Genomic DNA, 22045 nt, shown 5'->3' on the forward strand with positions numbered 1-22045 from the left:
GCCAGTTCAGCTCTGGGAAGGCGATGAAGCGGCAACACTGTAGTGCTCTCTGAGCAAGGCTTTCTCTTCATCGGTCAGTTCACTGTAGCTCTTCTGCATGACGCTGCGTAAACGCTCCTCCCGCTCGCCGAAACGCTGGCTCTCGGAGAGTTTAGTAATGGTGTCGAAGAACTGCTTTTCAAGGTTCTCCTGGACGATCAGCCACTCCTTCTCGCCCAGGGCCTGCAGCAGGCGGCCCTGGGGCGTGCCGTGCCAGCGCGCGATGAGTTGCATCGAGCTCTGCCGCGGGTTCTTCTGCAGGGCTTCCAGCAGGGACACCAGCAACTGGGCGTAGGTATCCTGCTCCCTGGCGAGGGTGCCCGCATCGTCGACCTTCAAGGCCAACTGCGGATGATGCAGCAAGGTGCGCAGGGCGTTGAGGGTGGTGGACTCCACGCTGACCGGCGTTCGTTGCGGAGCCTTGAAGTCGCCGCGGCCGCCTTTGTCCCACTTCTTCTTGCCATCCCACTTCTTGCCGTCCCAGGGCTTCTTGTCCTTGTTCCAGCTCTTGCGCGGTTGCGCCTCGCCATAGCCTGGCGCAGCGTCGAACGGCGCATGGGAGGGCTCGTTCTCGTAGTAGGCGCTGGCGGCGAAATAGTCGTCGCCGTCCAAGACGCCGCTCGCTCCGTGGTCCATGGACGACGGTGGCGGGCTGTGGTGCGCCAGTTGTCCGATGTTTTCGCCGGACAGGCCGGTGATTTCCGACAGACGTTGCCGCATCAGCAGGCGCAGGTTGTTCCCGGGAATCTTCTCCAGCAGCGGCGCGGCGAGGGTCGCCAGGTGGGCCTTGCCTTCCAGGGTGGCGGGGTCGGCCTCCAGCATCAGTTGCTGGAAGAAGTACTCCGCCAGCGGCTGGGCCTGCTGGGTGATGCGTGCGCGGAAGGCATCCTCGCCCTCGGCGCGTACCAGGCTGTCCGGGTCCTCCCCCTCGGGGAGGAACAGGAAGCGCACGCGCTTGCCGTCCTGCAGGTTCGGCAGCACCGACTCCAGGGCGCGCCAGGCCGCCTTGCGGCCGGCCTGGTCGCCGTCGAAACAGAACAGGATGCTCGGTACCAGGCGGAACAGGCGCTTGATGTGTTCCTCGCTGGTCGCCGTGCCGAGGGTCGCCACCGCGTTGCGGATGCCTTGCTGGGCCAGGGCGATGACATCCATGTAGCCCTCGACCACCATGATCTCGTCGAGGTCGCGATTCTTCTGCCGGGCTTCGTAGAGTCCGTAGAGTTCCTGGCCCTTGTGGAAGACCGGAGTCTCCGGGGAGTTCAGGTACTTCGGCTTGTCGTCGCCGAGCACCCGGCCGCCGAAGGCGATGATCCGCCCGCGGCTGTCGCGGATCGGGAACATCACGCGATCGCGGAAGCGGTCGTAGCGCTTGCCGGTGTCGCTGTTCTCCACCAGCAGGCCGGCGTCGAGCATGGCCTTGAGTTGCAGGTTGTCGCCACCCAGGTGCTTGAGCAGGTTGTCCCAGCCAGGCGGGGCGAAGCCGAGGCCGAAGTCGCGGGCGATCTCGCCGGTCAGGCCGCGGCCCTTCAGGTAGTTCACCGCGGCCTTGCGCGCCGGGTGGCTTTTCAGCGCCTGCTTGTAGAACTCGGCGGCGGCGCTGAGCAGCGGGTAGAGCGGCGAGTCGGTCGGCTGGCGCGGCGTGTGCCCGCGTCCGCCGCGTTCCTCGCGCGGCACGTCCATGCCGGCGCGCTTGGCCAGTTCCTCGACCGCCTGGGGGAACTCCAACTGGTCGTGGTCCATGACGAAGCCGAGCGCGTTGCCGCCGGCGCCGCAGCCGAAGCAGTAGTAGAACTGCTTGTCCGGGCTGACGGTGAACGAGGGAGTCTTTTCCTTGTGGAACGGGCAGCAGGCGCTGTAGTTCTTGCCGGTTTTCTTCAGCTGGATGCGCGAACTCACCACCTCGACGATGTCGGTGCGGTTCAGCAGGTCATCGATGAAGCTTTGCGGTATCAGGCCGGCCATGGTGTTCTCGAAAACGACGGCGCGTGGGCGCAGAGCGGCAGCATAGCAATTATCGCCGGGCCGATCAGGCCGGCGCGGTGTTTCAGGAGGAGAGGCGCGCCTTCAGGCGCTGGCTGACCTGTGCCATGTCGACGCGACCCTGGACCTGCGGTCGCAGCAGGTTCATCGCCTTGCCCATGTCCTGCGGACCCTGGGCGCCGCTGTCGACGATGCTGCGCTCGATCAGGGCGTTGATCTCATGGTCGTCCAGGGGCTTGGGCATGAAGTCCTGGAGCACGAGGATCTCGGCGGCCTCGACCTCGGCGAGGTCCTGGCGGCCGGCGTCGCTGAACTGGCGCTGGGCGTCGCGGCGCTGCTTGATCATCCGGTCGAGGATCAGCAGGGCTCGGGCGTCATCCACCTCGATGCGTTCGTCGACTTCGACGCGCTTGATGTCCGCGAGGGCCAGGCGCAACGTGGTCAGCCGCGGCTTGTCCTGGGCGCGCATGGCGACCTTGACGGCGTCGAGGAGGCGGGATTTGATTTCGCTCATGGCGGAAAGCCGAAAGCCCGGCCGGGGCCGGGCTGAGGCACGATCACTGACGCGTGGGCGTCGAGTGGATCAGTACAGGCGCTCGCGACGGCGCTGTTCGCGCTGTACTTTCTTCGCGTGGCGCTTCACTGCGGCAGCGGCCTTGCGCTTGCGCTCGGCAGTGGGCTTCTCGTAGAACTCGCGGCTGCGAACTTCAGCCAGTACACCTGCTTTTTCGCAGGAGCGCTTGAAACGACGCAGGGCTACGTCGAAGGGTTCGTTCTCTTTTACTTTGACGGCTGGCATCCAGGTCGTACCTTCACTGATTACCGGGGGTTGAACGTACTCCGGCAAGGTGGCGCGGATACGTCGGTTTTCAAGGGTTGCGGATATTAACGGTTCGGCCGGAGGAATGCAAAGCCTCCGATCGAAAAACACTGGTCTGGCGCAAAGCCGCCGATTATCATGCGCGGCTTCGTATTTGCCAAGCTCTAAGGCTCAAGCCCATGCGCGTGCTGGGACTGGAAACGTCCTGCGACGAAACCGGCGTCGCCCTTTACGACAGCGAACGCGGCCTGCTGGCCGACGCGCTGTTCAGTCAGATCGACCTCCATCGCGTCTACGGCGGCGTCGTGCCCGAGCTGGCCTCGCGCGACCACGTCAAGCGCATGCTGCCGCTGATCCGCCAGGTGCTCGACGAGTCCGGCTGTACGCCGGCGGATATCGACGCGATCGCCTATACCGCCGGCCCCGGCCTGGTCGGCGCCCTGCTGGTGGGGGCTTCCTGTGCCCAGGCGGTGGCCTTCGCCTGGGGCGTGCCGGCGGTCGGCGTGCACCACATGGAAGGGCACCTGCTGGCGCCGATGCTGGAAGAGCAGCCGCCGCGGTTCCCGTTCGTCGCCTTGCTGGTTTCCGGCGGTCACACCCAGTTGGTGCGGGTGGACGGCATCGGCCGCTACCAGTTGCTTGGCGAATCGGTGGACGATGCCGCCGGCGAAGCCTTCGACAAGACCGCCAAGCTGATCGGCCTGGGCTATCCCGGCGGTCCGGAAATCGCCCGCCTGGCGGAGCGCGGCACTCCTGGCCGCTTCGTGTTCCCGCGGCCGATGACCGATCGCCCCGGCCTGGACTTCAGCTTCAGCGGGCTCAAGACCTTTACCCTGAACACCTGGCAGCGTTGCGTCGAGGCCGGCGACGACAGCGAGCAGACCCGCTGCGACATCGCCCTGGCGTTCCAGACCGCGGTGGTCGAGACTCTGCTGATCAAGTGCCGTCGCGCCTTGAAGCAGACCGGCCTGAAGAACCTGGTGATCGCCGGCGGCGTCAGCGCCAACCAGGCGCTGCGCAGCGGCCTGGAAAAGATGCTCGGCGAAATGAAGGGGCAGGTGTTCTACGCCCGCCCGCGCTTCTGCACCGACAATGGCGCGATGATCGCCTACGCCGGCTGCCAGCGCCTGCTCGCCGGCCAGCATGACGGCCCGGCGATCAGCGTCCAGCCGCGCTGGCCGATGGAGTCGCTGCCGGCGGTCTGAGTGGCCGCCAGGTCGCAGTCAGGCAGGTGTCGATGACGCAGCTGGGCCAGACTGCATGAAGTTTTTTCCTTTTATGGATTAGAAATGCCGTTCGCGGCCGGCGAACAGATCGCGTAAGTTGGCGCGGTGCCGCCAGACGATCAGGCCGGTCAGCACGGTCATCGGCAGCAGCGCTCCGGGCTGCTGCCAGGCCAGCAACGGCAGGGTCAGCGGGGTGGCCACCAGCGAGGCGAGCGAGCTGGTGCGCGACAGCTTGAAGGTCAGCAGCCAGGCCGCCGCGGCCAGCAGTACGGCCGGCGGATAGAGGCCGAGGAGCATGCCCGCGGCGGTGGCGACACCCTTGCCGCCGCGGAAGTTGAAGTACAGCGGGTACAGGTGGCCGATCACGGCGGCGATGCCGACCCAGGCCTCCTCCATCACGCCGAGCCCCAGCCAGCGGGCGACCAGCACCGGCAGCAGGCCTTTGCCGACGTCGCCGAGCAGGGTCAGGATGGCGAGTTTCTTCCCGGCGACGCGCAGCATGTTGGTCGCGCCGGGGTTGCCGGAACCGCTGGCGCGCGGGTCCTGGGTGCCGAACCAGCGGCTGAGCAGGACGGCGAAGGAGAGGGAACCGAGCAGGTAGGCGAGGATCGCCAGTAGCCAGACCATGGATTCCACCGAGGACGAGGATGTCCTCGATTCTAACGGGGCGGCGCACGCTTGTCGTGGCATCCCTTGGAGCGGGTAGCGAAGTGGACAGAGTTTTTATCGAAGGCTTGGAGGTCGATACCGTCATCGGCGTGTACGACTGGGAGCGCGGCATCCGTCAGTGCCTGCGCCTGGACCTGACCCTGGGCTGGGACAACCGTCCGGCCGCTGCGGGCGATGATCTCGCCCTGGCGCTGGACTATGCCGCGTTGTCCGAGCGGGTGCAGGAATTCGCCCGGGAATCGCATTTCCAGTTGGTGGAAACCTTCGCCGAGCGCCTCGCCGAGGTACTGATGGGCGAGCGCGGCATTCCCTGGCTGCGCATCCGCGTGACCAAGCCCGGCGCGGTGCCGGCGGCCCGTGGCGTTGGCGTGGAGATCGAACGCGGATGTCGCTGATCCCGGTCTACCTCGGCCTCGGCAGCAATGTCGAGCGTGAGCGCCACCTGCGTGCCGGCCTCGATGCGCTGGCCGGTTTCCTTCATGACCTGCGTTGCTCGCCGGTGTTCGAGAGCGAGCCGGTGGGTATCAAGAGCGGGCCGTTCTTCAACCTGGTGGTGTCTGCCCGCACCGATCTGCCGCTGGCCGAACTGAGCCTGCGACTCAAGCACATCGAGGCCGACAATGGCCGCTATGCGCCAGAGCGCAAGGGACTGCCGCTGGATATCGACGTGCTGTTCTACGGCGACCTGGTGGGCGATTTCGATGGCCTGGTGCTGCCGCGCGCCGAAGTGCTGAAGAATGCTTTCGTGCTCTGGCCCTTGTCCGAGCTGGCGCCGAACCTGGAGCATCCGGTCGCCCGCCAGCCGCTGGGCGATCTCTGGCGCGAGACGAGGATCCAGCAGAAGCTCTGGCCGGCGCCATTCGAATGGCGTGGCCAGGCGTTGACTCCCGAAGCGCTGCTTCAGGCCTTTCCGCGTTCTTCCTTGTAGGCCTTGAGTGCGGCGAGGCGCGCACGCTTCAGCGCCTCGCCCAGTTCCGCGCCCTTCAAGCCCTTTTCCACCAGCGGCTTCACGCTGACTGCCCGCGCTGCCTGCGCCGCGCCGAGCAGGTAGGCGGCCTGCGGATAGTCCCGCTGTTCCAGGCCGAGGCGGCCGCGCGCGTCCATCTCGCTGGCGGCGACGAACTCCTCGAAACGCTGCGGGCGGCGATACACGTCGAAGCTCTGCAACAGCTCCAGCAGTGTATTAGGGCGCAGCTCCAGCGCCCGATGGGCGTGGGTGTGGTACTCGCCCACCAGGCGCGCCAGTTCCTGGCAGTCGCGCGGCACCCTGAAGCGCTGGTTCACCGCATCGATCAACGGCACGCCGCGAGCCTCGTGGGCGATATGGCGGGGCCAGTCCGCTTCGCTGGTGAGTCCCTTGCCCAGGTCGTGCAGGAGGCAAGCCCAGCGTACGCTGAGCGGCTGCCGGTGGCGGGCGCATTGCTGCAATACCGACAGGACATGGACGCCGGTATCGATTTCCGGATGGTGGGCCGCCGGCTGCGGTACGCCGAACAGCGCCTCGACTTCCGGGATCAGTTCGGCCAGGGCGCCGCAGTCGTGCAGGACCTGGATGAAGACCTCGGGGTTGGGTTCCATCAGGGCTCGGGAAATTTCCTTCCAACTGCGCTCCGGGGTCAGCGCCTGCAACTCGCCGGATTCCGCCAGTTGGCGCATCAGGGCGAGGGTTTCGGCGGCGATCCGGAAGCCCAGGCCGACGTAGCGGGCGGCGAAGCGCGCTACGCGCAGGACCCGCAGGGGATCCTCGGCGAACGCCGGGGAAACGTGGCGCAGCAGGCGCGCCTCGAGGTCTGCCTGGCCGCCGTAGGGATCTATTACCCGGCCCTGTTCGTCCTCGGCCATGGCGTTGATGGTCAGGTCACGGCGAGTCAGGTCTTCCTCCAGGGTCACCTCGGGGCTGGCATGGAAGGTGAAGCCGCCGTAGCCGCGCCCGCTCTTTCGCTCGGTGCGCGCCAGGGCGTATTCCTCGCCGCTCTGCGGATGAAGGAAGACCGGGAAGTCGGCGCCCACCGGGCGGTAGCCGCGGGCGAGCATCTCGTCGCTGCTGGCACCGACCACCACCCAGTCGATATCGGTGACCGGACGGCCGAGAAGGCGATCGCGCACGGCGCCGCCGACCTTGTAAATCTGCATGGGAATCCTCCGCGTGATAGGCGGAAGTCTACCCCAGGGTGTCCTAGCGGGCGCGTGGAAGCTGCCGGAGCAGGGCGCCGACCACCAGTTCGAGCTGTTCCGGATTGGCCCTGGCGGGGCTGAGGCCGGTGCTTACCATACCTTCCCAGAGAACGCGCTCCTCCAGGTCGACCAGGCGCACGCGCAATGTCCCGGTTTCGTCGCGCAGGCGGTGGATCGCCAGATAAGGCCCCATGCCGGAGGTGGGCGGAAGGTCGGGGCGGAACTCCAGCGGTGCGTCGCGTAGCGCCAGCCAGTAGTAGACGCGGAATTGCGGGGTAGCGCTCTCGTGGTAGCCGTGGGCCGCCAGTCCCTGGCGCAGCTCTGCGTTTATCAGCGGATAGCGGTTGCGGTAGGGAAGGGCGTCGACCGCCTGTTCCGGCGGCATCAACTGGAAACCTTGCAGGCCGGGCAGTCCGGCGCTGGCCGGATGGGTCACCCGGGCGCTGGGGATGTGGCTGGCGCAGGTGGCCAGGACGAGGCAGAGCAGGACGATGGCGAACAGGCGCATGGCGGCTCCCGTGGACGGCCGGCTTCTTGTTCTGCTGTGGGCGGCCCCGACCGTGCCGGCATGCTGGCCGGCGGTCGGGGCGGACGTCAACCGATCAAATGGGCGGGATGATCAGGTCCAGGCGCGGGTAGCCTTCCTCGCCCTCGCTGGCGCCCTTGGGCGGCATGTGGTGGGTCTGCACGAGCTGGTCGCCCTGCAGGGTCTCCAGGTGGATATCGAAGCCCCACAAGCGATGCAGGTGCTTGAGCACGTCGGCGGTGGAGTCGCTCAGCGGCTGGCGGTCGAACTGCTGGTGGCGCAGGGTCAGCGAGCGGTCGCCGCGACGGTCGACGTTCCAGATCTGGATGTTCGGCTCGCGGTTGCCGAGGTTGTACTGCGCCGCCAGGGTCTCGCGGATGGTGCGGTAGCCGGCTTCGTCGTGGATCGCCGCGACCAGCAGGTCGTCCTTCTGGTCGTCGTCGAGAATGCTGAACAGCTTCAGGTCGCGAATCACCTTGGGCGAGAGGAACTGCAGGATGAAGCTTTCGTCCTTGAAGCTCTTCATGGCGAACTTCAGCGTGGCCAGCCAGTCGCTGCCGGCGATATCCGGGAACCAGCGGCGGTCCTCGTCGGTAGGTTCCTCGCAGATGCGGCGGATGTCGCGGTACATGGCGAAGCCCAGGGCGTAGGGGTTGATGCCGCTGTAGTAGGGGCTGTCGAAGGACGGCTGGTAGACCACGCTGGTGTGGTATTGCAGGAACTCCATCATGAAGCCGTCGTTGACCAGGCCTTCGTCGTAGAGGTCGTTGAGCAGCGTGTAGTGCCAGAAGGTCGCCCAGCCTTCGTTCATCACCTGGGTCTGGCGTTGCGGGTAGAAATACTGGGCGATCTTGCGCACGATGCGGATCACCTCGCGCTGCCAGGGCTCCAGAAGCGGCGCGTTCTTCTCGATGAAGTAGAGGATGTTCTCCTGCGGCTCGCTCGGATAGCGCGCCATGGATTGTTCCTTGTCCTTGCCGCCGACGCGCGGGATGGTCCGCCAGAGGTCGTTGACCTGGCGCTGGATCAGTTCCTCGCGCTCCTTCTGCCGCTGCCGCTCCTCTTCCGCGGAAATCGGGTAGGGCCGCTTGTAGCGGTCGACACCGTAGTTCATCAGGGCGTGGCAGGAGTCGAGCAGGTCTTCCACCGCGTCGATCCCGTAGCGCTCCTCGCACTGCATGATGTACTGCTTGGCGAACACCAGGTAATCGATGATCGAACTGGCATCGGTCCAGGTGCGGAACAGGTAGTTGCCCTTGAAGAAACTGTTGTGCCCGTAGCAGGCGTGGGCGATCACCAGCGCCTGCATGCACTGGGTGTTTTCCTCCATCAGGTAGGCGATGCAGGGGTCGGAGTTGATCACGATCTCGTAGGCCAGGCCCATCTGGCCACGCTTGTAGTTCTTTTCCGTACTGAGGAAGTGCTTGCCGTAGGACCAGTGGTTATAGCCGATCGGCATGCCCACCGAGGCGTAGGCGTCCATCATCTGCTCGGCGGTGATCACCTCGATCTGGTTCGGATAGGTATCCAGGGCATAGCGCTCGGCGATCCTGCTGATTTCCCGGTCGTACTGCTGGATCAGCTCGAAGGTCCATTCCGAGCCGGTGGCGATGGGCTGGCGCTTGCTCATGCGACGAGCCTCCTCTGGAACAGCTCGCGGAACACCGGGTAGATGTCCGATGCCGAGACGATCTGCTGCTGGGCGAAGCTGTCTTCGAAGGCTTCGCGCACGCGCTCGTACTCGAACCACAGGGCCTGGTGTTCGCGCGGGGTGATCTCGACGTAGGTGTAGTACTGGACGAACGGCATGATCTGCTTGAGGAGGATGTCCCGGCACACCGGCGAGTCGTCGTTCCAGTTGTCGCCGTCCGAGGCCTGGGCGGCGTAGATGTTCCACTCATGGGTCGGATAACGCTCGGCCATGATCTCCTGCATCATCTTCAGCGCGCTGGAGACGATGGTGCCGCCGGTCTCGCGGGAGTAGAAGAACTCCTCCTCGTCGACCTCGCGGGCGCTGGTGTGGTGGCGGATGAACACCACTTCGATCTTCTCGTAGTTCCGCTTGAGGAACAGGTAGAGCAGGATGAAGAAGCGCTTGGCGATGTCCTTGGTCGCCTGGGTCATCGAGCCGGAGACGTCCATCAGGCAGAACATCACCGCCTTGGAGGTGGGGTTGGGCTGCTTGACCAGCAGGTTGTACTTGAGATCGAAGGTATCGAGGAACGGCACCCGGTCGATGCGCGCGCGGAGCTTGGCGATTTCCAGCTCGAGTTCCTGGATATCGCCGAGGTTGTCCGGTTCTTCGCGCTTGATCCGCTCCAGTTCCTTCAGCGCCGCGCGCAGCTTGGCCCGGCTGCCGCCGGACAGCGCGATGCGCCGCGCATGGGCCGAGCGCAGGGTGCGGACGATGTTGATGCGCGACGGGTTGCCGTCGTTGCTGATGCCGGCGCGGACGGTCTTGAAGGTGTCGGTGCCGGTGATGTGGCGCTTGACCAGGTTGGGCAGCTCCAGGTCCTCGAACATGAAGTCGAGGAATTCCTCCTGGGTGATCTGGAAGACGAAGTCGTCCATGCCTTCGCCGCTGTTGCTGGCCTTGCCGCCGCCGCGGCCGCCCCCGCCGCCGGATGGGCGGGCGATGTGCTCGCCGGCGGTGAATTCCTTGTTGCCGGGGTGGACGACGGTCTGCCGCCCGCCGCGGCCATGGTGCAGCACCGGTTCGTCGATATCGCGCCCGGGAATGCTGATCTGCTCGCCGTGCTCCATGTCGGTGATGGAACGCCGGCTGACGGCCTCCTCGACGGCCTTCTTGATGTGTTCACGGTAGCGCCTCAGGAAGCGCTGGCGGTTCACCGTGCTCTTGTTCTTGCCGTTCAGACGCCGGTCGATGACGTAGCTCATGAATGCTCCTCAGGGCCTGTGGCGCCCCGCCGGAGCGGAGGCGCCGAGGTCCGAATGCGACGGCGACCGGTACGGTCGCAGCGACCGTACCGATGGCAGACTACTGCGACTTGCGAACCCGCAGGTACCATTCCGACAGCAGGCGGACCTGCTTCTCGGTGTAGCCGCGCTCGACCATGCGTTTGACGAAGTCGTTGTGCTTCTGCTGGTCCTCCTTGCTGGCCTTGGCGTTGAAGCTGATGACCGGAAGCAGGTCCTCGGTGTTGGAGAACATCTTCTTCTCGATCACTACGCGCAGCTTCTCGTAGGACAGCCAGCTCGGGTTCTTGCCGTTGTTGCCGGCGCGGGCGCGCAGCACGAAGTTGACGATCTCGTTGCGGAAGTCCTTCGGGTTGCTGATGCCGGCGGGTTTCTCGATCTTCTCCAGTTCCTCGTTGAGAGCGGCGCGGTTGAGGATCTCGCCGGTTTCCGGGTCGCGGTATTCCTGGTCCTGGATCCAGAAGTCGGCGTACAGCACATAGCGGTCGAAGATGTTCTGACCGTATTCGCTGTAGGACTCCAGGTAGGCGGTCTGGATTTCCTTGCCGATGAACTCGACGTAGCGCGGCGCCAGGTATTCCTTGATGAAACGCAGGTAGCGCTCGCGGGTTTCCGGCTGGAACTGTTCCTGCTCGATCTGCTGTTCGAGGACGTAGAGCAGGTGCACCGGGTTGGCCGCTACCTCGTGCGGGTCGAAGTTGAATACCTTGGAGAGGATCTTGAAGGCGAAGCGGGTGGAAAGCCCGGCCATGCCTTCGTCGACCCCGGCCGAGTCGCGGTATTCCTGGATCGACTTGGCCTTGGGATCGGTATCTTTCAGGTTTTCGCCGTCATATACCCGCATCTTTGAGTAGATATTCGAGTTTTCCGGCTCTTTCAGCCTCGACAGCACGGAGAACTGCGAGAGCATCTTCAGGGTGTCCGGCGCGCAGTGGGCATGCGCCAGCGAGCTGTTGACCAGCAACTTGTCGTAGATCTTGATCTCGTCCGCCACGCGCAGGCAGTACGGCACCTTGACGATGTAGATGCGGTCGATGAAGGCCTCGTTGTTCTTGTTGTTGCGGAAGCTGTGCCATTCCGACTCGTTGGAGTGAGCCAGAATGATGCCGCTGTAGGGCAGGGCACCGAGGCCTTCGGTGCTGTTGTAGTTGCCTTCCTGGGTCGCGGTCAGCAGCGGGTGCAGGACCTTGATCGGGGCCTTGAACATCTCGACGAATTCCATCAGGCCCTGGTTGGCCCGGCAGAGGGCGCCCGAATAGCTGTAGGCGTCCGCGTCGTTCTGCGGGTATTCCTCCAGCTTGCGGATGTCGACCTTGCCGACCAGCGCGGATATGTCCTGGTTGTTCTCGTCGCCGGGCTCGGTCTTGGCGATGGCGATCTGGTTGAGGATCGAGGGGTACAGCTTGACCACGCGGAACTGGCTGATGTCGCCGCCGAATTCGTTGAGGCGCTTGGTTGCCCAGGGCGACATGATCGAGCGCAGGTAGCGCCTCGGGATGCCGTAGTCCTCCTCGAGGATGGCGCCGTCTTCGTCGGGGTTGAACAAGCCCAGCGGCGACTCGAAGACCGGCGAGCCCTTGATCGCGTAGAAGGGCACCTTCTCCATGAGTTGCTTGAGTTTTTCCGCCAGGGAGGATTTACCGCCGCCGACCGGGCCGAGCAGGTAAAGGATCTGCTTCTTCTCCTCCAGGCCCTGGGCCGCGTGGCGGAAAAACGCGACGATCTGGTCGATGCATTCCTCCATGCCGTGGAAGTCGGCGAACGCCGGGTAGCGGCGAATCACCTTGTTGGAGAAGATCCGCGACAGCCTGGAGTCCACCGAGGTGTCCAGCAACTCCGGCTCGCCGATCGCCATCAGCAGGCGCTCGGCGGCGGAGGCATAGGCTGTCTTGTCTTGCTTGCAGAGGTCGAGATATTCCTGGAGGGAATATTCCTCTTGGCGGGTCGCTTCGAAGCGTTCCTGGAAGTGACTGAAAATGCTCATGACGTCTCCTCGCTCGATGCAGTGAGCCGGCGCGGGATCGGTCGTGCGGGTGCGGGGGGGCCGCCAGCCAGGCCGGCGAGAATCCCCCAGACTCCGTCGCTGCACGGTGCTTCCCTTTCCGCCAGCGCTCCTAACGGTCACAGCCGATGGCCCGGAAGCCGGTGTGCCGGCTCTCCCCTGTTTTGGATGGCCTGAGGAAAAGAATAGTTCGTTCTGGACGGAGTAAAGGAAGAAAGGCGAGAGAAGTTACAGTTTTTTTGGCGGGGTAGCGGCGTGGCCTACTCCGCTTCGCCGCTGCTGGTATCCGCGGGATAGACGCTGCGCCATAGCTCGAAGCCGCCGTCGAGGCTGTAGACGTCGCTGAAGCCCTGCTGGATGAAATAGGCGGCGGCGCTCTGGCTGGAGTTGCCGTGGTAGCAGACCACCACCAGCGGAGCGTCGAGGTCGGCGGCGGCGATGAAGTCCGCCACCGAGTGGTTGTCGATGTGCCGCGAGCCGCTGATATGGCCGACAGCGAAGCTCTGCGGGTCGCGGATGTCGACCACCTGGGCGCCGTTTTCGCGGAGCTGGCGGGCCTGTTCGGGGGCGATGCGCTGGAAGGTGTCGCTCATGTCGGGGTACCTGTGTACAGGGCGTCCACCGGACGCCGGGGATTCATGCGGGCGTGGCGGCGGGTCTGGCCGGCGCGCGCTGTTCGGCGCAATCGCAGCTCAGGCGTTCGCCGCTGTCGACGTTCAGCAGGGTCATCCGCGCGCCCCAGACGCAGCCGGTATCCAGGGCGAACAGGCCGGGCTCGTCGCAGTGGCCTTCGAGGGCCGCCCAGTGGCCGAAGATGATCTTCTCGCCGCGGGTCTTGCGCGAAGGGAAGCTGAACCAGGGGGCGTAGCCGGGCGGCGCGGTGTCGAGGCCTTCCTTGCTCTTCAGGTCGAGCTTGCCATCTTCGGTGCAGAAACGCATGCGGGTGAAGTAGTTGGTGATCACCCTCAGGCGGTCGATGCCATGCAGCTTCTTGTCCCACTTGGCCGGCTCGTTGCCGTACATGCCGTCGAGGAACAGCGGCAGGCGCTGGTCGTCGCGCAATGCTTGCTCCACCTCGGCTGCGCGCAGGCGGGCTTTCTCCAGGCTCCACTGCGGGGGGATGCCGGCATGCACCAGGGCGACCTTGCGTTGTTCGTCGTAGTGCAGCAGCGGCAGGCGACGCAGCCAGTCGAGCAGTGGCTCGCGGTCCGGCGCCTCGAGGATTTCCCGCAGCGTGTCGGACTTCTTCAGGCGCTCGGACTTGTGCGCCACCGCCAGCAGGTGCAGGTCGTGGTTGCCCAGGACGCTGACCACCGACTCGCGCATGGCATAGAGGAAGCGCAGCGTCTCCAGGGACTGCGGGCCGCGGTTGACCAGGTCGCCGACCAGCCACAGGCGGTCCTTGGCCGGGTCGAAGGCGACGCGCTCCAGCAGGCATTTCAGGGGATCCAGGCAACCCTGCAGGTCGCCTACCGCGTAGACCGCCATCAGTGCAGCGCTCCCGGTACGGCCAGGCGAAACACCGGGATCGCGGCGTCGAAGGCGATTCCGTCGCTGCCGAGCATCTGGTAGCTGCCGCGCATGCTGCCGACCCGGGTCGCCAGCACCGTGCCGCTGGTGTAGGTGTGTTGCGCGCCGGGGGCGATCAGCGGTTGCTCGCCGACCACGCCGGCGCCGCGAACTTCCTGGGTACGGCCGTCGCCGTCGGTGATGATCCAGTGGCGCGACAGCAGTTGGGCCGGAACCTCGCCCTGGTTCTCGATGGTCACAGTGTAGGCGAAGGCGAAACGGTTCTGCTCCGGGGCGGACTGTTCCGGAAGGTAGCGGGTGTCGACCCTGACGTTGACCTGGTGCTGGGTATCGCTCATACGGCTTGCCTGATTCCTGACGAGTGTCTCACCAGACTAACGATTGCCTGGCAGCTCGGCCAGCCGGTTGGCCAGGCGGACGAATGCGGCCAGGTCGAGTTGTTCGGGACGAAGGGTCGGATCGACCTCTGCGGCCTCGATGTCCTCGACGCTCAGGAGAGGCTTGAGGGTGTTGCGCAGGGTCTTGCGGCGCTGGTTGAAGGCCTCGCGGACCACCCGTTCGAGCAGTTTCGGATCGCGTGCCGGATGGGGCGGCTCGGCGAAGGGGGTGAGGCGGACGATGGCCGAGTCGACCTTGGGCGGCGGGTTGAACGCGCCGGGGCCGACGTTGAACAGGTGCTCCACCCGACAGTGATACTGGACCATGATCGAGAGCCGGCCCCAGTCCCCGCCGCCCGGCGTGGCCGCCAGGCGCTCGACCACTTCCTTCTGCAGCATGAAGTGCATGTCCTCGATCACCGGCGCGTGCTCCAGCAGATGGAAGATCAATGGCGTGGAGATGTTGTAGGGCAGGTTGCCGACCACTCGCAACTTCTCGCCGCTCTCCACCAGCGAGGCGAAATCGAACTTGAGGGCGTCGCCCTGGTGCAGGCTGAAGCGCGACTCGAGGCCGAATTTCAGCTTCAACAGGGGGATCAGGTCCTGGTCGAGCTCGATCACGTCCAGGCGTGCGCCGCTGCCCAGCAGTCCCTCGGTCAGGGCACCCTGGCCCGGGCCGATCTCCAGCAGGCGCTGACCCTCGCGGGCATGGATGGCACGGAGGATGCGGTGAATCACCCCGGCATCGTGCAGGAAGTTCTGGCCGAAGCGCTTGCGCGCGCGGTGTTGGTAAAGCTCGGACATTGGAAACGGTTCCAGGCTGCGGGCCCCAGGCCAAGGCGGGAGGCGCGGATGCGAAAGGGCGCTATTTTAACAGCGAAGCGTCGGGCCGGCAGGGCTAAACGATGGCCGACCGCCGTCAGCAGCGGCTGGCCGCCATCTGGTAGGCGGTTTCCAGGGCCACCTGCAGGCTGCCGCTATCGATGCGGCCGCTTCCGGCCAGGTCGAGGGCGGTACCGTGGTCGACAGAGGTGCGGATGATCGGCAGGCCGAGGGTCACGTTCACGGCGGCACCGAAGCCCTTGTACTTGAGCACGGGGAGACCCTGGTCGTGGTACATCGCCAGCACCGCGTCGCAATGCTCCAGGTGCTTGGGAGTGAACAGGGTGTCGGCCGGCAGCGGGCCGATCAGGTCGAGGCCTTCGCCACGCAGGCGCTCGAGGCAGGGTTCGATCACCTCGATCTCTTCCCGCCCCAGGTGACCGCCTTCGCCGGCGTGCGGGTTGAGTCCGCAGACCAGGATGCGCGGATGGGCGATGCCGAACTTGTCGCGCAGGTCGGCGTGGAGGATGCGCGCGACCCGGGCCAGGCGCTCGTCGCTAATGGCGTCGGCGACCTCGCGCAGCGGCAGGTGGGTGGTCGCCAGGGCCACGCGCAGGCCGCGGGTGGCCAGCATCATCACCACCTGGGCGGTGTGGGTGAGGTCGGCGAGGAATTCGGTATGGCCGGAAAAGGGGATGCCGGCTTCGTTGATCACGCCCTTGTGCACCGGTGCGGTGATCATCCCGGCGAAGTGCCCGTCGAGGCAGCCCTGGCCGGCGCGGGTCAGGGTTTCCAGGACGTAGGCGGCGTTGGCGCGGTCCAATTGCCCGGGGCGGACCGGGGCGGCCAGCGGCGTATCCCATACGTACAGTTGGCCGGCCTTGGCCGGTCGCTCTGGCCAGGCGGCCGGGGAAACGTCCTTAAGGTAGATCGCCAGGCCCAGTTGGCCGGCGCGCTCTTGCAGGAGCGTGCGGCTGGCGATGGCGATCAGGGGGTGGGGCTGGGCGGAGCGGGCGAGCAGCAGGCACAGATCGGGTCCGATACCTGCCGGCTCGCCGGGAGTGAGCGCGAAGCGCAGGCTCACTGCTTGATTTCCACGTAGGCCTCGTCGCGGATCTGCCGCAGCCAGGCTTGCAGTTCCTCGTCGTACTTGCGGTTGCGCAGTACGCTTACCGCCTGCTGCTCGCGGAACTTCTCGCTGCTGTCGGTGGCGCGACGGCCGAGGACCTGCAGGATGTGCCAGCCGAACTGCGAGCGGAACGGCTTGGACAGCTCGCCCTGCGGGGTATCGTTCATCACCTGGCGGAACTCGGGCACCAGGGCTTCCGGGTCGATCCAGTTCAGGTCGCCGCCGTTGAGGGCGGAACCCGGATCTTCGGAGAAGCTCTTCGCCAGTTCGCCGAAGTCTTCCCCGGACTGGATGCGCTCGTACAGCTTCTGCGCCAGCTTCTCGGTCTCCGCTTCGCTGCGGATTTCGCTGGGCTTGAGCAGGATATGGCGGACATGCACTTCGTCACGGACCATCTTGCTGCCGCCGCGCTTCTCTTCCAGCTTGAGGATGATGAAGCCGCCGGGGGTGCGGACAGGCTCGGTGACGTCGCCGACGGCCAGGGAGCCGATCATGCTGTCGAACGGCTGCGGCAACTGGGCGGCCTTGCGCCAGCCGATCTCGCCGCCTTCCAGGGCGTTGTCGCCGGCCGAGCGGGAAATCGCCAGTTGGCCGAAGTCGGCGCCCTGCTTGAGCTGCTGGTAAAGCTCCTGGGCCTGCCTTGCGGCGGCCTGGATCACGTCCGAGGACGCGGCTTCCGGCACCGGGATCAGGATATTGGCCAGGCGGTACTCTTCGGAAAGCTGGATCTTGCCCATGTCCGAGGCGAGGAAATTCTTTACCTCCTGCTCGCTGACCTGGATGCGCTCGGCGACCCGGCGCTGGCGCACACGGCTGATCACCATTTCGCGACGGACCTGCTCGCGGGCGTCGGCGTAGGACAGGCCGTCGCGGGTGAGGGCGGCCTGGAACTGCTCCAGGCTCATGCCGTTGCGCTGGGCGATGGTGCCCATCGCCTGGTTCAGCTCCTCGTCGGAGATGCGGATGCCGGAGCGGTCGCCGATCTGCTGCTGGATGTTCTCGATGATCAGGCGTTCCAGCACCTGCTGGGTCAGCACGTGCTCGGGCGGCAGCGGCGCACCGCGCTTGAGCAGCGTCTGGTGCACTTCACGCAGGCGCTGGTCGAGCTGGCTCTGCATGATCACATCGTTGTCGACGATGGCGACGACCCGGTCCAGTGGTACCACTTCGGCATGCGCGAAGGAGCAAAGGAGTGCTGCGCCCAATGCAAGGGGGCGCAGCCGGTTACATAGCTTGATCTTCACGTTGACGATAACCTTGGATGCCTTTGTCGAGGAACATTTCCGTCTTGTTGCCTACGATGCCGCCGAGGCCCTTCAGGACGATCTGCAGGAAGATGCCGCGGTCGGCCTTCTCGCTCTGCACGAGGAAGGCGTCATCGTCCACATCCAGCCAGTAGCGGTTGATCAGGCGCAGCTTCCAGCAGCAGCTGTCGTATTCGAAGCCGCCGAAGGCCTCGAGTGTGCGGTTCTTGTTGTAGTCGTACTGCCAGCGGGCGAGCACGGACCACTGCGGCACCAGCGGCCAGATGACCGAGAAGTCGTGCTGTTTGATGATGTCGTCTTCGTTGCCATATCGGAATGTGCCGCGGGAGGAATCAAAGCGCCGAGCATCTGCACGATAGCGATAGCCAACGTTGACCACCTTGCCCGGATCGACTTCGGGCTGGTAGTGGAAGATGGCGCTACCGGACTCAGTACGACTGGTGTTGGGGTTCCAATTGAAGTCGGAGTTGATGCGCCAGTCGCGGTTGAAACGGTACTGGCCGGCAAAGGCGTAGGGAGAGCGCCAGCTGTCATTGTCCAAGCCGCTGGGATCTAGGTTGAGTCGCTTCAGATCCTTCTCGGTTAGGCCTGGTAGTTGGACGCGACGATCACGGAAGTAGTAAATCTGGCCGGCACTGATGCTGGCGCGTTCGAAACCGTTCTCTTCGATGAAACGACTGGTGACGCCCAGGGACAACTGGTTGGCATCGCCGATACGATCCTTACCGGTAAAGCGGTTCTCGCGCCACAGAGAGTCGTAACTGAAGGACGGTTCACTGGTATCGAAGACCGGCAGGCTGTCTTGGTCCTTATATGGAACGTACAAGTACATGGCACGCGGCTCGAGAGTTTGGCGGAATGGTGTGCCGGCAAAGGTGGTGTCTCGGTCGAAATACAGGCCGCTGTCGACCTTAACCAAAGGGAGCGAACGGTCCTGATTGCTGTCAAAGGACTCATCTCTTTTATTCAGGTCGGTCTTGCCCTGGCTATCCAAGTCTAGATCGTACTTTGTATACAAATATTTCAATGTGGGTGTCACATAACCCCAGCTGCGCGTCATTGGCAAACTCATGCCCGGCTCCAGATGCATACGGTCTCCCGTTGCTCGGGCAAGGCCTTGAAGTGACGCATCTGGGCGTTTGCCGCGGATGCTGCCGTCGTCATTGAAATAGATATTTTCGTCTAGATCTCGATCGAATCGAACGAACTCGGTGCCATAGGTGAATTGCATTCCACCTGGGTTGTAGGGCAGGAAACCGTCGAAGGTAATCTGTGGCAGCCGGTCGTACGGGGTTACATCGGTGGTGGTCGCCAACTGGTACGCCTGCGCATTCAAACGGCCAGTAAAGGTGTCCCCGCGATAGGTCAGAGTGCCCCGTTGGTTGACGTACGTAGTGCTGCCTACGCCAAGGTCAGTATCCAGATCCTGGAAGTAATAGGGATCACTGATCCGCGTGTAGTCGACCTCGGCCAGCCAGCGCGAATCGAGGCCGGTGGTGTTCTTGAGACCGTACAGCCAGCGGTCCTTGCTGTAGTCCGGGAAACCTTCGCGGTGATCGTCCTTGTCGTTAAGGTAGGCAGCGTTGACGATACCTTCGCTGCTGTGGGTCAGGTAGCGGAACTCGCCTTCCAGCATCATGCCGCGCTTGGCCATGTAGCGCGGGTACAACGTGGCGTCGTAGTTCGGCGCCAGGTTGAAGTAGTACGGGGTGACCAGGGTGAAGCCGGTGTCGCTGGTGCTGCTGAAGCTCGGCGGCAGGAAACCGGACTGGCGGCGGTCGTCGATCGGGAAATAGATGTACGGGGTGTAGAACACCGGGAAATCTTTGACCCGCAGGGTCGCGTTGGTCGCGGTGCCGAAGCCGGTGGCCGGGTTCAGCTTGACGTTGTTGCCCTTCAGGGTCCAGGCGTTGCTGCTCGGTTCGCAGCGGGTGTAGGTGCCATCCTTGAGCATGATGATGGCGTTCTCGCTGCGCTTGGCGTAGAGCGCGCTGCCGCGGGCATGGGCCTTGTGGATCACGTACTCGGCGTTGTCGACCTGGGCCTCGCCGTTGTCCAGCTGGACCTGGGCGTGGTCGCCGACCACCAGCATGCCCTTGTCGCGCAGCTTGACGTTGCCGACCAGTTCGCCGCGGTTTTCCAGCTGGTGCAGGTTGGCCTCGTCGCCTTCCACCTGCATGCTGCCCTGGCGCAGGACCACGTCACCGGCGAGGGTGGCGATCTGTTTTTCCTGCTCGTAGCGCGAAGCCTTGGCGGATACGTAGGTCGGGCTCTCGTCGCTGGGCGCGCCGTCATCCATGCCCGGACGCACCGGCTCGATGTAGGAGCCGCCGCAGTAGGGGCCGATTTCCGCCAACTGGGCGGCGGTCAGTTTTTCCCGAGGAATCCAGTCGAGGTGCGAGTAGTCCGCACTGCGGGATCTCAGCGCGCGACCGCCGGACTCGGTGACCAGGCGCTGGGTCGGCTCTGCCTCGACGGTTTCGCCTCCGCTGCCGGACACGCTGCTGCCCGCCGCGGCGGTGCTGACCGAGGTCGCGGTATGCGCCGGGCGCGGTGGCAGGTTGGCATTGGCGTTCTGCAGCGGGGAGCAATCCCAGCCGCCGGTGGCCGATACCTTGCAGTCGAACTGATCGGCGGCCTGTACAGTCAATGCTGCGACCGGCTGCAGAGCCAGCAGGCTGCCGGTGACCAGCAGGGGAAACTTTCTTCGAAACACGAGGGATTTCACTGCCATCTTGTTAATCCGGGCTTCCTGCGCGCCATCGGCCCGGTGGGCCGCACGCCTCTCGATGGGCTGAAAAAGATGCTGGATAATAAAGCATGACCTGCGCAACGGCTAGGGCCGTGGAGAACCCCGTAAATGTCTGATGATGCCCGTTTCCAGCAGCTGAATCGCTGGTTGGACTCTTGTTTGCCCGAGTTGTTCGTTGCCGAAGGTTGGGGGGAAGTGCCCCCCGCCGAACTGATCCCGGCCAGTAGCGACGCCAGCTTCCGTCGTTATTTCCGCTGGCAGGGAGGGGACCGCAGCCTGGTGGTGATGGACGCGCCGCCGCCCCAGGAAGACTGCCGACCGTTCGTCAAGGTCGCCGGACTGCTCGCCGGAGCCGGCGTGCATGTGCCGAGGATTCTCGCCCAGGATCTGGAGAACGGTTTCCTGCTGCTCAGTGACCTGGGCCGGCAGACCTACCTCGACGTGCTTCATCCCGGAAATGCCGACGAGCTGTTCGAACCGGCCCTGGATGCGCTGATCGCCTTCCAGAAGGTCGATGTCGCCGGTGTCCTGCCTGCCTACGACGAAGCGGTGCTGCGCCGCGAGCTGCAGCTGTTCCCCGACTGGTACCTGGCCCGCCACCTCGGCGTGGAGCTGGAGGGCGAGACGCTGGCCCGCTGGCAGCGGATCTGCGACCTGCTGGTACGCAGCGCGCTGGAGCAACCGCGGGTGTTCGTCCATCGCGACTATATGCCGCGCAACCTGATGCTCAGCGAGCCCAACCCGGGCGTCCTCGACTTCCAGGACGCCCTGCACGGCCCGGTCACCTACGATGTCACCTGCCTGTACAAGGATGCCTTCGTCAGTTGGCCGGAGCCGCGCGTGCATGCCGCGCTGAGTCGTTACTGGAAGAAGGCGACCTGGGCCGGCATCCCGCTGCCGCCAAGCTTCGAGGACTTCCTCCGCGCCAGCGACCTGATGGGCGTGCAGCGCCACCTGAAGGTGATTGGCATCTTCGCCCGTATTTGTCACCGCGACGGCAAGCCGCGCTACCTGGGTGACGTGCCACGCTTCTTCCGTTATCTGGAAACCGCCGTGGCGCGCCGTCCCGAGCTGGCCGAACTGGGCGAGCTGCTGGCCTCGCTGCCGCAGGGAGCCGAGGCATGAAGGCGATGATCCTCGCCGCCGGCCGTGGCGAGCGCATGCGGCCGACCACCCTGCACACGCCCAAGCCGCTGATCGAGGCCGCCGGCGTGCCATTGATCGAGCGTCAGTTGCTGGCGCTGCGCCAGGCCGGAGTCGACGACTGGGTGATCAACCATGCCTGGCTTGGCGAGCAGATCGAGGCCTATCTCGGCGACGGCTCGCGCCTGGGCGGGCGGATCGCCTATTCACCCGAGGGAGAACCGCTGGAAACCGGCGGTGGAATCTTCCGCGCCCTGCCGTTGCTCGGCGAGCAGCCGTTCCTGTTGCTCAACGGCGATGTCTGGAGCGACTTCGACTACTCTCGGCTGCATCTTGCCGACGGCGACCTGGCGCATCTGGTGCTGGTCGACAACCCGGCGCACCATCCCGCCGGCGATTTCCACCTGGATGCCGGCGGACGGGTGGGCGAGACCCGCGAAGCGGGCGGCAACCTGACCTACAGCGGGATCGCCGTACTGCATCCCGCGCTGTTCGAGGGCTGCCAGCCGGGCGCCTTCAAGCTGGCGCCGCTATTGCGCAAGGCCATCGCCGCGGGGCGGGTCAGCGGCGAACACTATCGTGGGCAGTGGGTCGACGTCGGTACCCACGAGCGCCTGGCGGAAGTCGAGCGATTGCTGGCGGAGCACGCCTGA

General features: G+C 65.0%; 21 protein-coding genes. 5 read left to right on the forward strand and 16 right to left on the reverse strand.

The features are described from left to right. Window positions 1–6 precede the first annotated feature (6 nt). From dnaG to rpsU, 3 genes are all read right to left on the reverse strand, one after another. Window positions 7–2001 carry a DNA primase gene (gene dnaG / locus HMPREF2581_RS16875; RefSeq protein WP_003121834.1) on the reverse strand — a complete coding sequence of 665 codons (1995 nt, stop codon included), beginning with the start codon at window positions 1999–2001 and terminating at the stop codon, window positions 7–9. An 82-nt stretch (window positions 2002–2083) separates the two neighbouring features. Beyond that, window positions 2084–2533 carry a GatB/YqeY domain-containing protein gene (locus HMPREF2581_RS16880; RefSeq protein WP_003137358.1) on the reverse strand — a complete coding sequence of 150 codons (450 nt, stop codon included), beginning with the start codon at window positions 2531–2533 and terminating at the stop codon, window positions 2084–2086. Between the two features lie 69 nt (window positions 2534–2602). After that, complete coding sequence (gene rpsU, locus HMPREF2581_RS16885) at window positions 2603–2818, reverse strand: 30S ribosomal protein S21 (RefSeq protein WP_003085057.1); 216 nt, start codon at window positions 2816–2818, stop codon at window positions 2603–2605. Window positions 2819–3018: 200 nt separating this feature from the next. Between rpsU and tsaD the strand changes: the two genes are divergently transcribed. Further along, entirely contained in the window at window positions 3019–4044 is a 1026-nt protein-coding gene (gene tsaD / locus HMPREF2581_RS16890; RefSeq protein WP_003137360.1) for a tRNA (adenosine(37)-N6)-threonylcarbamoyltransferase complex transferase subunit TsaD, read from the forward strand. Between the two features lie 78 nt (window positions 4045–4122). On the opposite strand, the gene plsY is transcribed toward tsaD, so the two are convergent. After that, window positions 4123–4692, reverse strand: coding sequence for a glycerol-3-phosphate 1-O-acyltransferase PlsY (gene plsY, locus HMPREF2581_RS16895; RefSeq protein WP_003085061.1), 570 nt, complete (start codon window positions 4690–4692; stop codon window positions 4123–4125). A gap of 83 nt (window positions 4693–4775) precedes the next feature. Here plsY and folB point away from each other — a divergent pair, with 83 nt between their 5' ends. Next, window positions 4776–5129: a dihydroneopterin aldolase gene (folB, locus tag HMPREF2581_RS16900; protein WP_003099587.1), complete on the forward strand. Its 354-nt coding sequence runs from the start codon at window positions 4776–4778 to the stop codon at window positions 5127–5129. Then, a complete protein-coding gene (gene folK / locus HMPREF2581_RS16905) occupies window positions 5120–5662 on the forward strand; it encodes a 2-amino-4-hydroxy-6-hydroxymethyldihydropteridine diphosphokinase (protein ID WP_003137363.1) in 543 nt (180 codons plus the stop codon). The genes folB and folK overlap by 10 nt, the downstream gene beginning before the upstream one ends. On the opposite strand, the gene HMPREF2581_RS16910 is transcribed toward folK, so the two are convergent. From HMPREF2581_RS16910 to lptD, 12 genes are all read right to left on the reverse strand, one after another. Then, a complete protein-coding gene (locus HMPREF2581_RS16910) occupies window positions 5635–6867 on the reverse strand; it encodes a multifunctional CCA addition/repair protein (protein WP_070867353.1) in 1233 nt (410 codons plus the stop codon). The genes folK and HMPREF2581_RS16910 overlap by 28 nt on opposite strands. Window positions 6868–6910: 43 nt before the next feature. After that, window positions 6911–7417, reverse strand: a complete 507-nt coding sequence (locus tag HMPREF2581_RS16915; protein ID WP_003137366.1) for a DUF4136 domain-containing protein — start codon at window positions 7415–7417, stop codon at window positions 6911–6913. 94 nt (window positions 7418–7511) lie between these two features. Further along, a complete protein-coding gene (locus HMPREF2581_RS16920) occupies window positions 7512–9065 on the reverse strand; it encodes a SpoVR family protein (RefSeq protein ID WP_003099581.1) in 1554 nt (517 codons plus the stop codon). Beyond that, the gene (locus HMPREF2581_RS16925) at window positions 9062–10333 is read right to left on the reverse strand and encodes a YeaH/YhbH family protein (RefSeq protein WP_003099579.1); all 1272 of its coding nucleotides are present in this window, start codon (window positions 10331–10333) and stop codon (window positions 9062–9064) included. The genes HMPREF2581_RS16920 and HMPREF2581_RS16925 overlap by 4 nt, the downstream gene beginning before the upstream one ends. A 100-nt stretch (window positions 10334–10433) precedes the next feature. After that, window positions 10434–12356, reverse strand: a complete 1923-nt coding sequence (locus tag HMPREF2581_RS16930) for a PrkA family serine protein kinase (RefSeq protein ID WP_003085078.1) — start codon at window positions 12354–12356, stop codon at window positions 10434–10436. A gap of 278 nt (window positions 12357–12634) precedes the next feature. Further along, the gene (glpE, locus tag HMPREF2581_RS16935) at window positions 12635–12967 is read right to left on the reverse strand and encodes a thiosulfate sulfurtransferase GlpE (RefSeq protein ID WP_003099577.1); all 333 of its coding nucleotides are present in this window, start codon (window positions 12965–12967) and stop codon (window positions 12635–12637) included. A gap of 43 nt (window positions 12968–13010) precedes the next feature. After that, entirely contained in the window at window positions 13011–13862 is an 852-nt protein-coding gene (locus tag HMPREF2581_RS16940; RefSeq protein ID WP_003113213.1) for a symmetrical bis(5'-nucleosyl)-tetraphosphatase, read from the reverse strand. Further along, the gene (apaG, locus tag HMPREF2581_RS16945; RefSeq protein ID WP_003085085.1) at window positions 13862–14242 is read right to left on the reverse strand and encodes a Co2+/Mg2+ efflux protein ApaG; all 381 of its coding nucleotides are present in this window, start codon (window positions 14240–14242) and stop codon (window positions 13862–13864) included. The genes HMPREF2581_RS16940 and apaG overlap by 1 nt, the downstream gene beginning before the upstream one ends. 36 nt (window positions 14243–14278) lie before the next feature. Further along, the gene (rsmA, locus tag HMPREF2581_RS16950) at window positions 14279–15085 is read right to left on the reverse strand and encodes a 16S rRNA (adenine(1518)-N(6)/adenine(1519)-N(6))-dimethyltransferase RsmA (protein ID WP_003099569.1); all 807 of its coding nucleotides are present in this window, start codon (window positions 15083–15085) and stop codon (window positions 14279–14281) included. 115 nt (window positions 15086–15200) lie between these two features. Next, window positions 15201–16187: a 4-hydroxythreonine-4-phosphate dehydrogenase PdxA gene (gene pdxA / locus HMPREF2581_RS16955; RefSeq protein WP_003137368.1), complete on the reverse strand. Its 987-nt coding sequence runs from the start codon at window positions 16185–16187 to the stop codon at window positions 15201–15203. Next, the gene (locus HMPREF2581_RS16960) at window positions 16184–17476 is read right to left on the reverse strand and encodes a peptidylprolyl isomerase (RefSeq protein WP_003109024.1); all 1293 of its coding nucleotides are present in this window, start codon (window positions 17474–17476) and stop codon (window positions 16184–16186) included. Before HMPREF2581_RS16960 ends, pdxA begins: the two co-directional genes overlap by 4 nt. After that, on the reverse strand, window positions 17457–20231 hold the full coding sequence (gene lptD / locus HMPREF2581_RS16965) for an LPS-assembly protein LptD (RefSeq protein ID WP_003137369.1): 2775 nt from the start codon (window positions 20229–20231) through the stop codon (window positions 17457–17459). Before lptD ends, HMPREF2581_RS16960 begins: the two co-directional genes overlap by 20 nt. 126 nt (window positions 20232–20357) lie before the next feature. Here lptD and HMPREF2581_RS16970 point away from each other — a divergent pair, with 126 nt between their 5' ends. Further along, on the forward strand, window positions 20358–21374 hold the full coding sequence (locus tag HMPREF2581_RS16970; protein ID WP_003137370.1) for an aminoglycoside phosphotransferase family protein: 1017 nt from the start codon (window positions 20358–20360) through the stop codon (window positions 21372–21374). Further along, the gene (gene murU, locus HMPREF2581_RS16975) at window positions 21371–22045 is read left to right on the forward strand and encodes an N-acetylmuramate alpha-1-phosphate uridylyltransferase MurU (RefSeq protein ID WP_003117959.1); all 675 of its coding nucleotides are present in this window, start codon (window positions 21371–21373) and stop codon (window positions 22043–22045) included. The genes HMPREF2581_RS16970 and murU overlap by 4 nt, the downstream gene beginning before the upstream one ends.

The sequence above is a fragment of the Pseudomonas sp. HMSC057H01 genome, assembly GCF_001836405.1.
Classification (GTDB): domain Bacteria; phylum Pseudomonadota; class Gammaproteobacteria; order Pseudomonadales; family Pseudomonadaceae; genus Pseudomonas; species Pseudomonas aeruginosa.

Bases quoted from the DNA above. Each gene is read 5' to 3' on its own strand.
- dnaG (WP_003121834.1), bottom strand. From the start codon at position 2,001: ATGGCCGGCCTGATACCGCAAAGCTTCATCGATGACCTGCTGAACCGC.
- HMPREF2581_RS16880 (WP_003137358.1), bottom strand. From the start codon at position 2,533: ATGAGCGAAATCAAATCCCGCCTCCTCGACGCCGTCAAGGTCGCCATG.
- rpsU (WP_003085057.1), bottom strand. From the start codon at position 2,818: ATGCCAGCCGTCAAAGTAAAAGAGAACGAACCCTTCGACGTAGCCCTG.
- tsaD (WP_003137360.1), top strand. From the start codon at position 3,019: ATGCGCGTGCTGGGACTGGAAACGTCCTGCGACGAAACCGGCGTCGCC.
- plsY (WP_003085061.1), bottom strand. From the start codon at position 4,692: ATGGTCTGGCTACTGGCGATCCTCGCCTACCTGCTCGGTTCCCTCTCC.
- folK (WP_003137363.1), top strand. From the start codon at position 5,120: ATGTCGCTGATCCCGGTCTACCTCGGCCTCGGCAGCAATGTCGAGCGT.
- HMPREF2581_RS16910 (WP_070867353.1), bottom strand. From the start codon at position 6,867: ATGCAGATTTACAAGGTCGGCGGCGCCGTGCGCGATCGCCTTCTCGGC.
- HMPREF2581_RS16915 (WP_003137366.1), bottom strand. From the start codon at position 7,417: ATGCGCCTGTTCGCCATCGTCCTGCTCTGCCTCGTCCTGGCCACCTGC.
- HMPREF2581_RS16920 (WP_003099581.1), bottom strand. From the start codon at position 9,065: ATGAGCAAGCGCCAGCCCATCGCCACCGGCTCGGAATGGACCTTCGAG.
- HMPREF2581_RS16925 (WP_003099579.1), bottom strand. From the start codon at position 10,333: ATGAGCTACGTCATCGACCGGCGTCTGAACGGCAAGAACAAGAGCACG.
- HMPREF2581_RS16930 (WP_003085078.1), bottom strand. From the start codon at position 12,356: ATGAGCATTTTCAGTCACTTCCAGGAACGCTTCGAAGCGACCCGCCAA.
- glpE (WP_003099577.1), bottom strand. From the start codon at position 12,967: ATGAGCGACACCTTCCAGCGCATCGCCCCCGAACAGGCCCGCCAGCTC.
- HMPREF2581_RS16940 (WP_003113213.1), bottom strand. From the start codon at position 13,862: ATGGCGGTCTACGCGGTAGGCGACCTGCAGGGTTGCCTGGATCCCCTG.
- apaG (WP_003085085.1), bottom strand. From the start codon at position 14,242: ATGAGCGATACCCAGCACCAGGTCAACGTCAGGGTCGACACCCGCTAC.
- rsmA (WP_003099569.1), bottom strand. From the start codon at position 15,085: ATGTCCGAGCTTTACCAACACCGCGCGCGCAAGCGCTTCGGCCAGAAC.
- lptD (WP_003137369.1), bottom strand. From the start codon at position 20,231: ATGGCAGTGAAATCCCTCGTGTTTCGAAGAAAGTTTCCCCTGCTGGTC.
- HMPREF2581_RS16970 (WP_003137370.1), top strand. From the start codon at position 20,358: ATGTCTGATGATGCCCGTTTCCAGCAGCTGAATCGCTGGTTGGACTCT.
- murU (WP_003117959.1), top strand. From the start codon at position 21,371: ATGAAGGCGATGATCCTCGCCGCCGGCCGTGGCGAGCGCATGCGGCCG.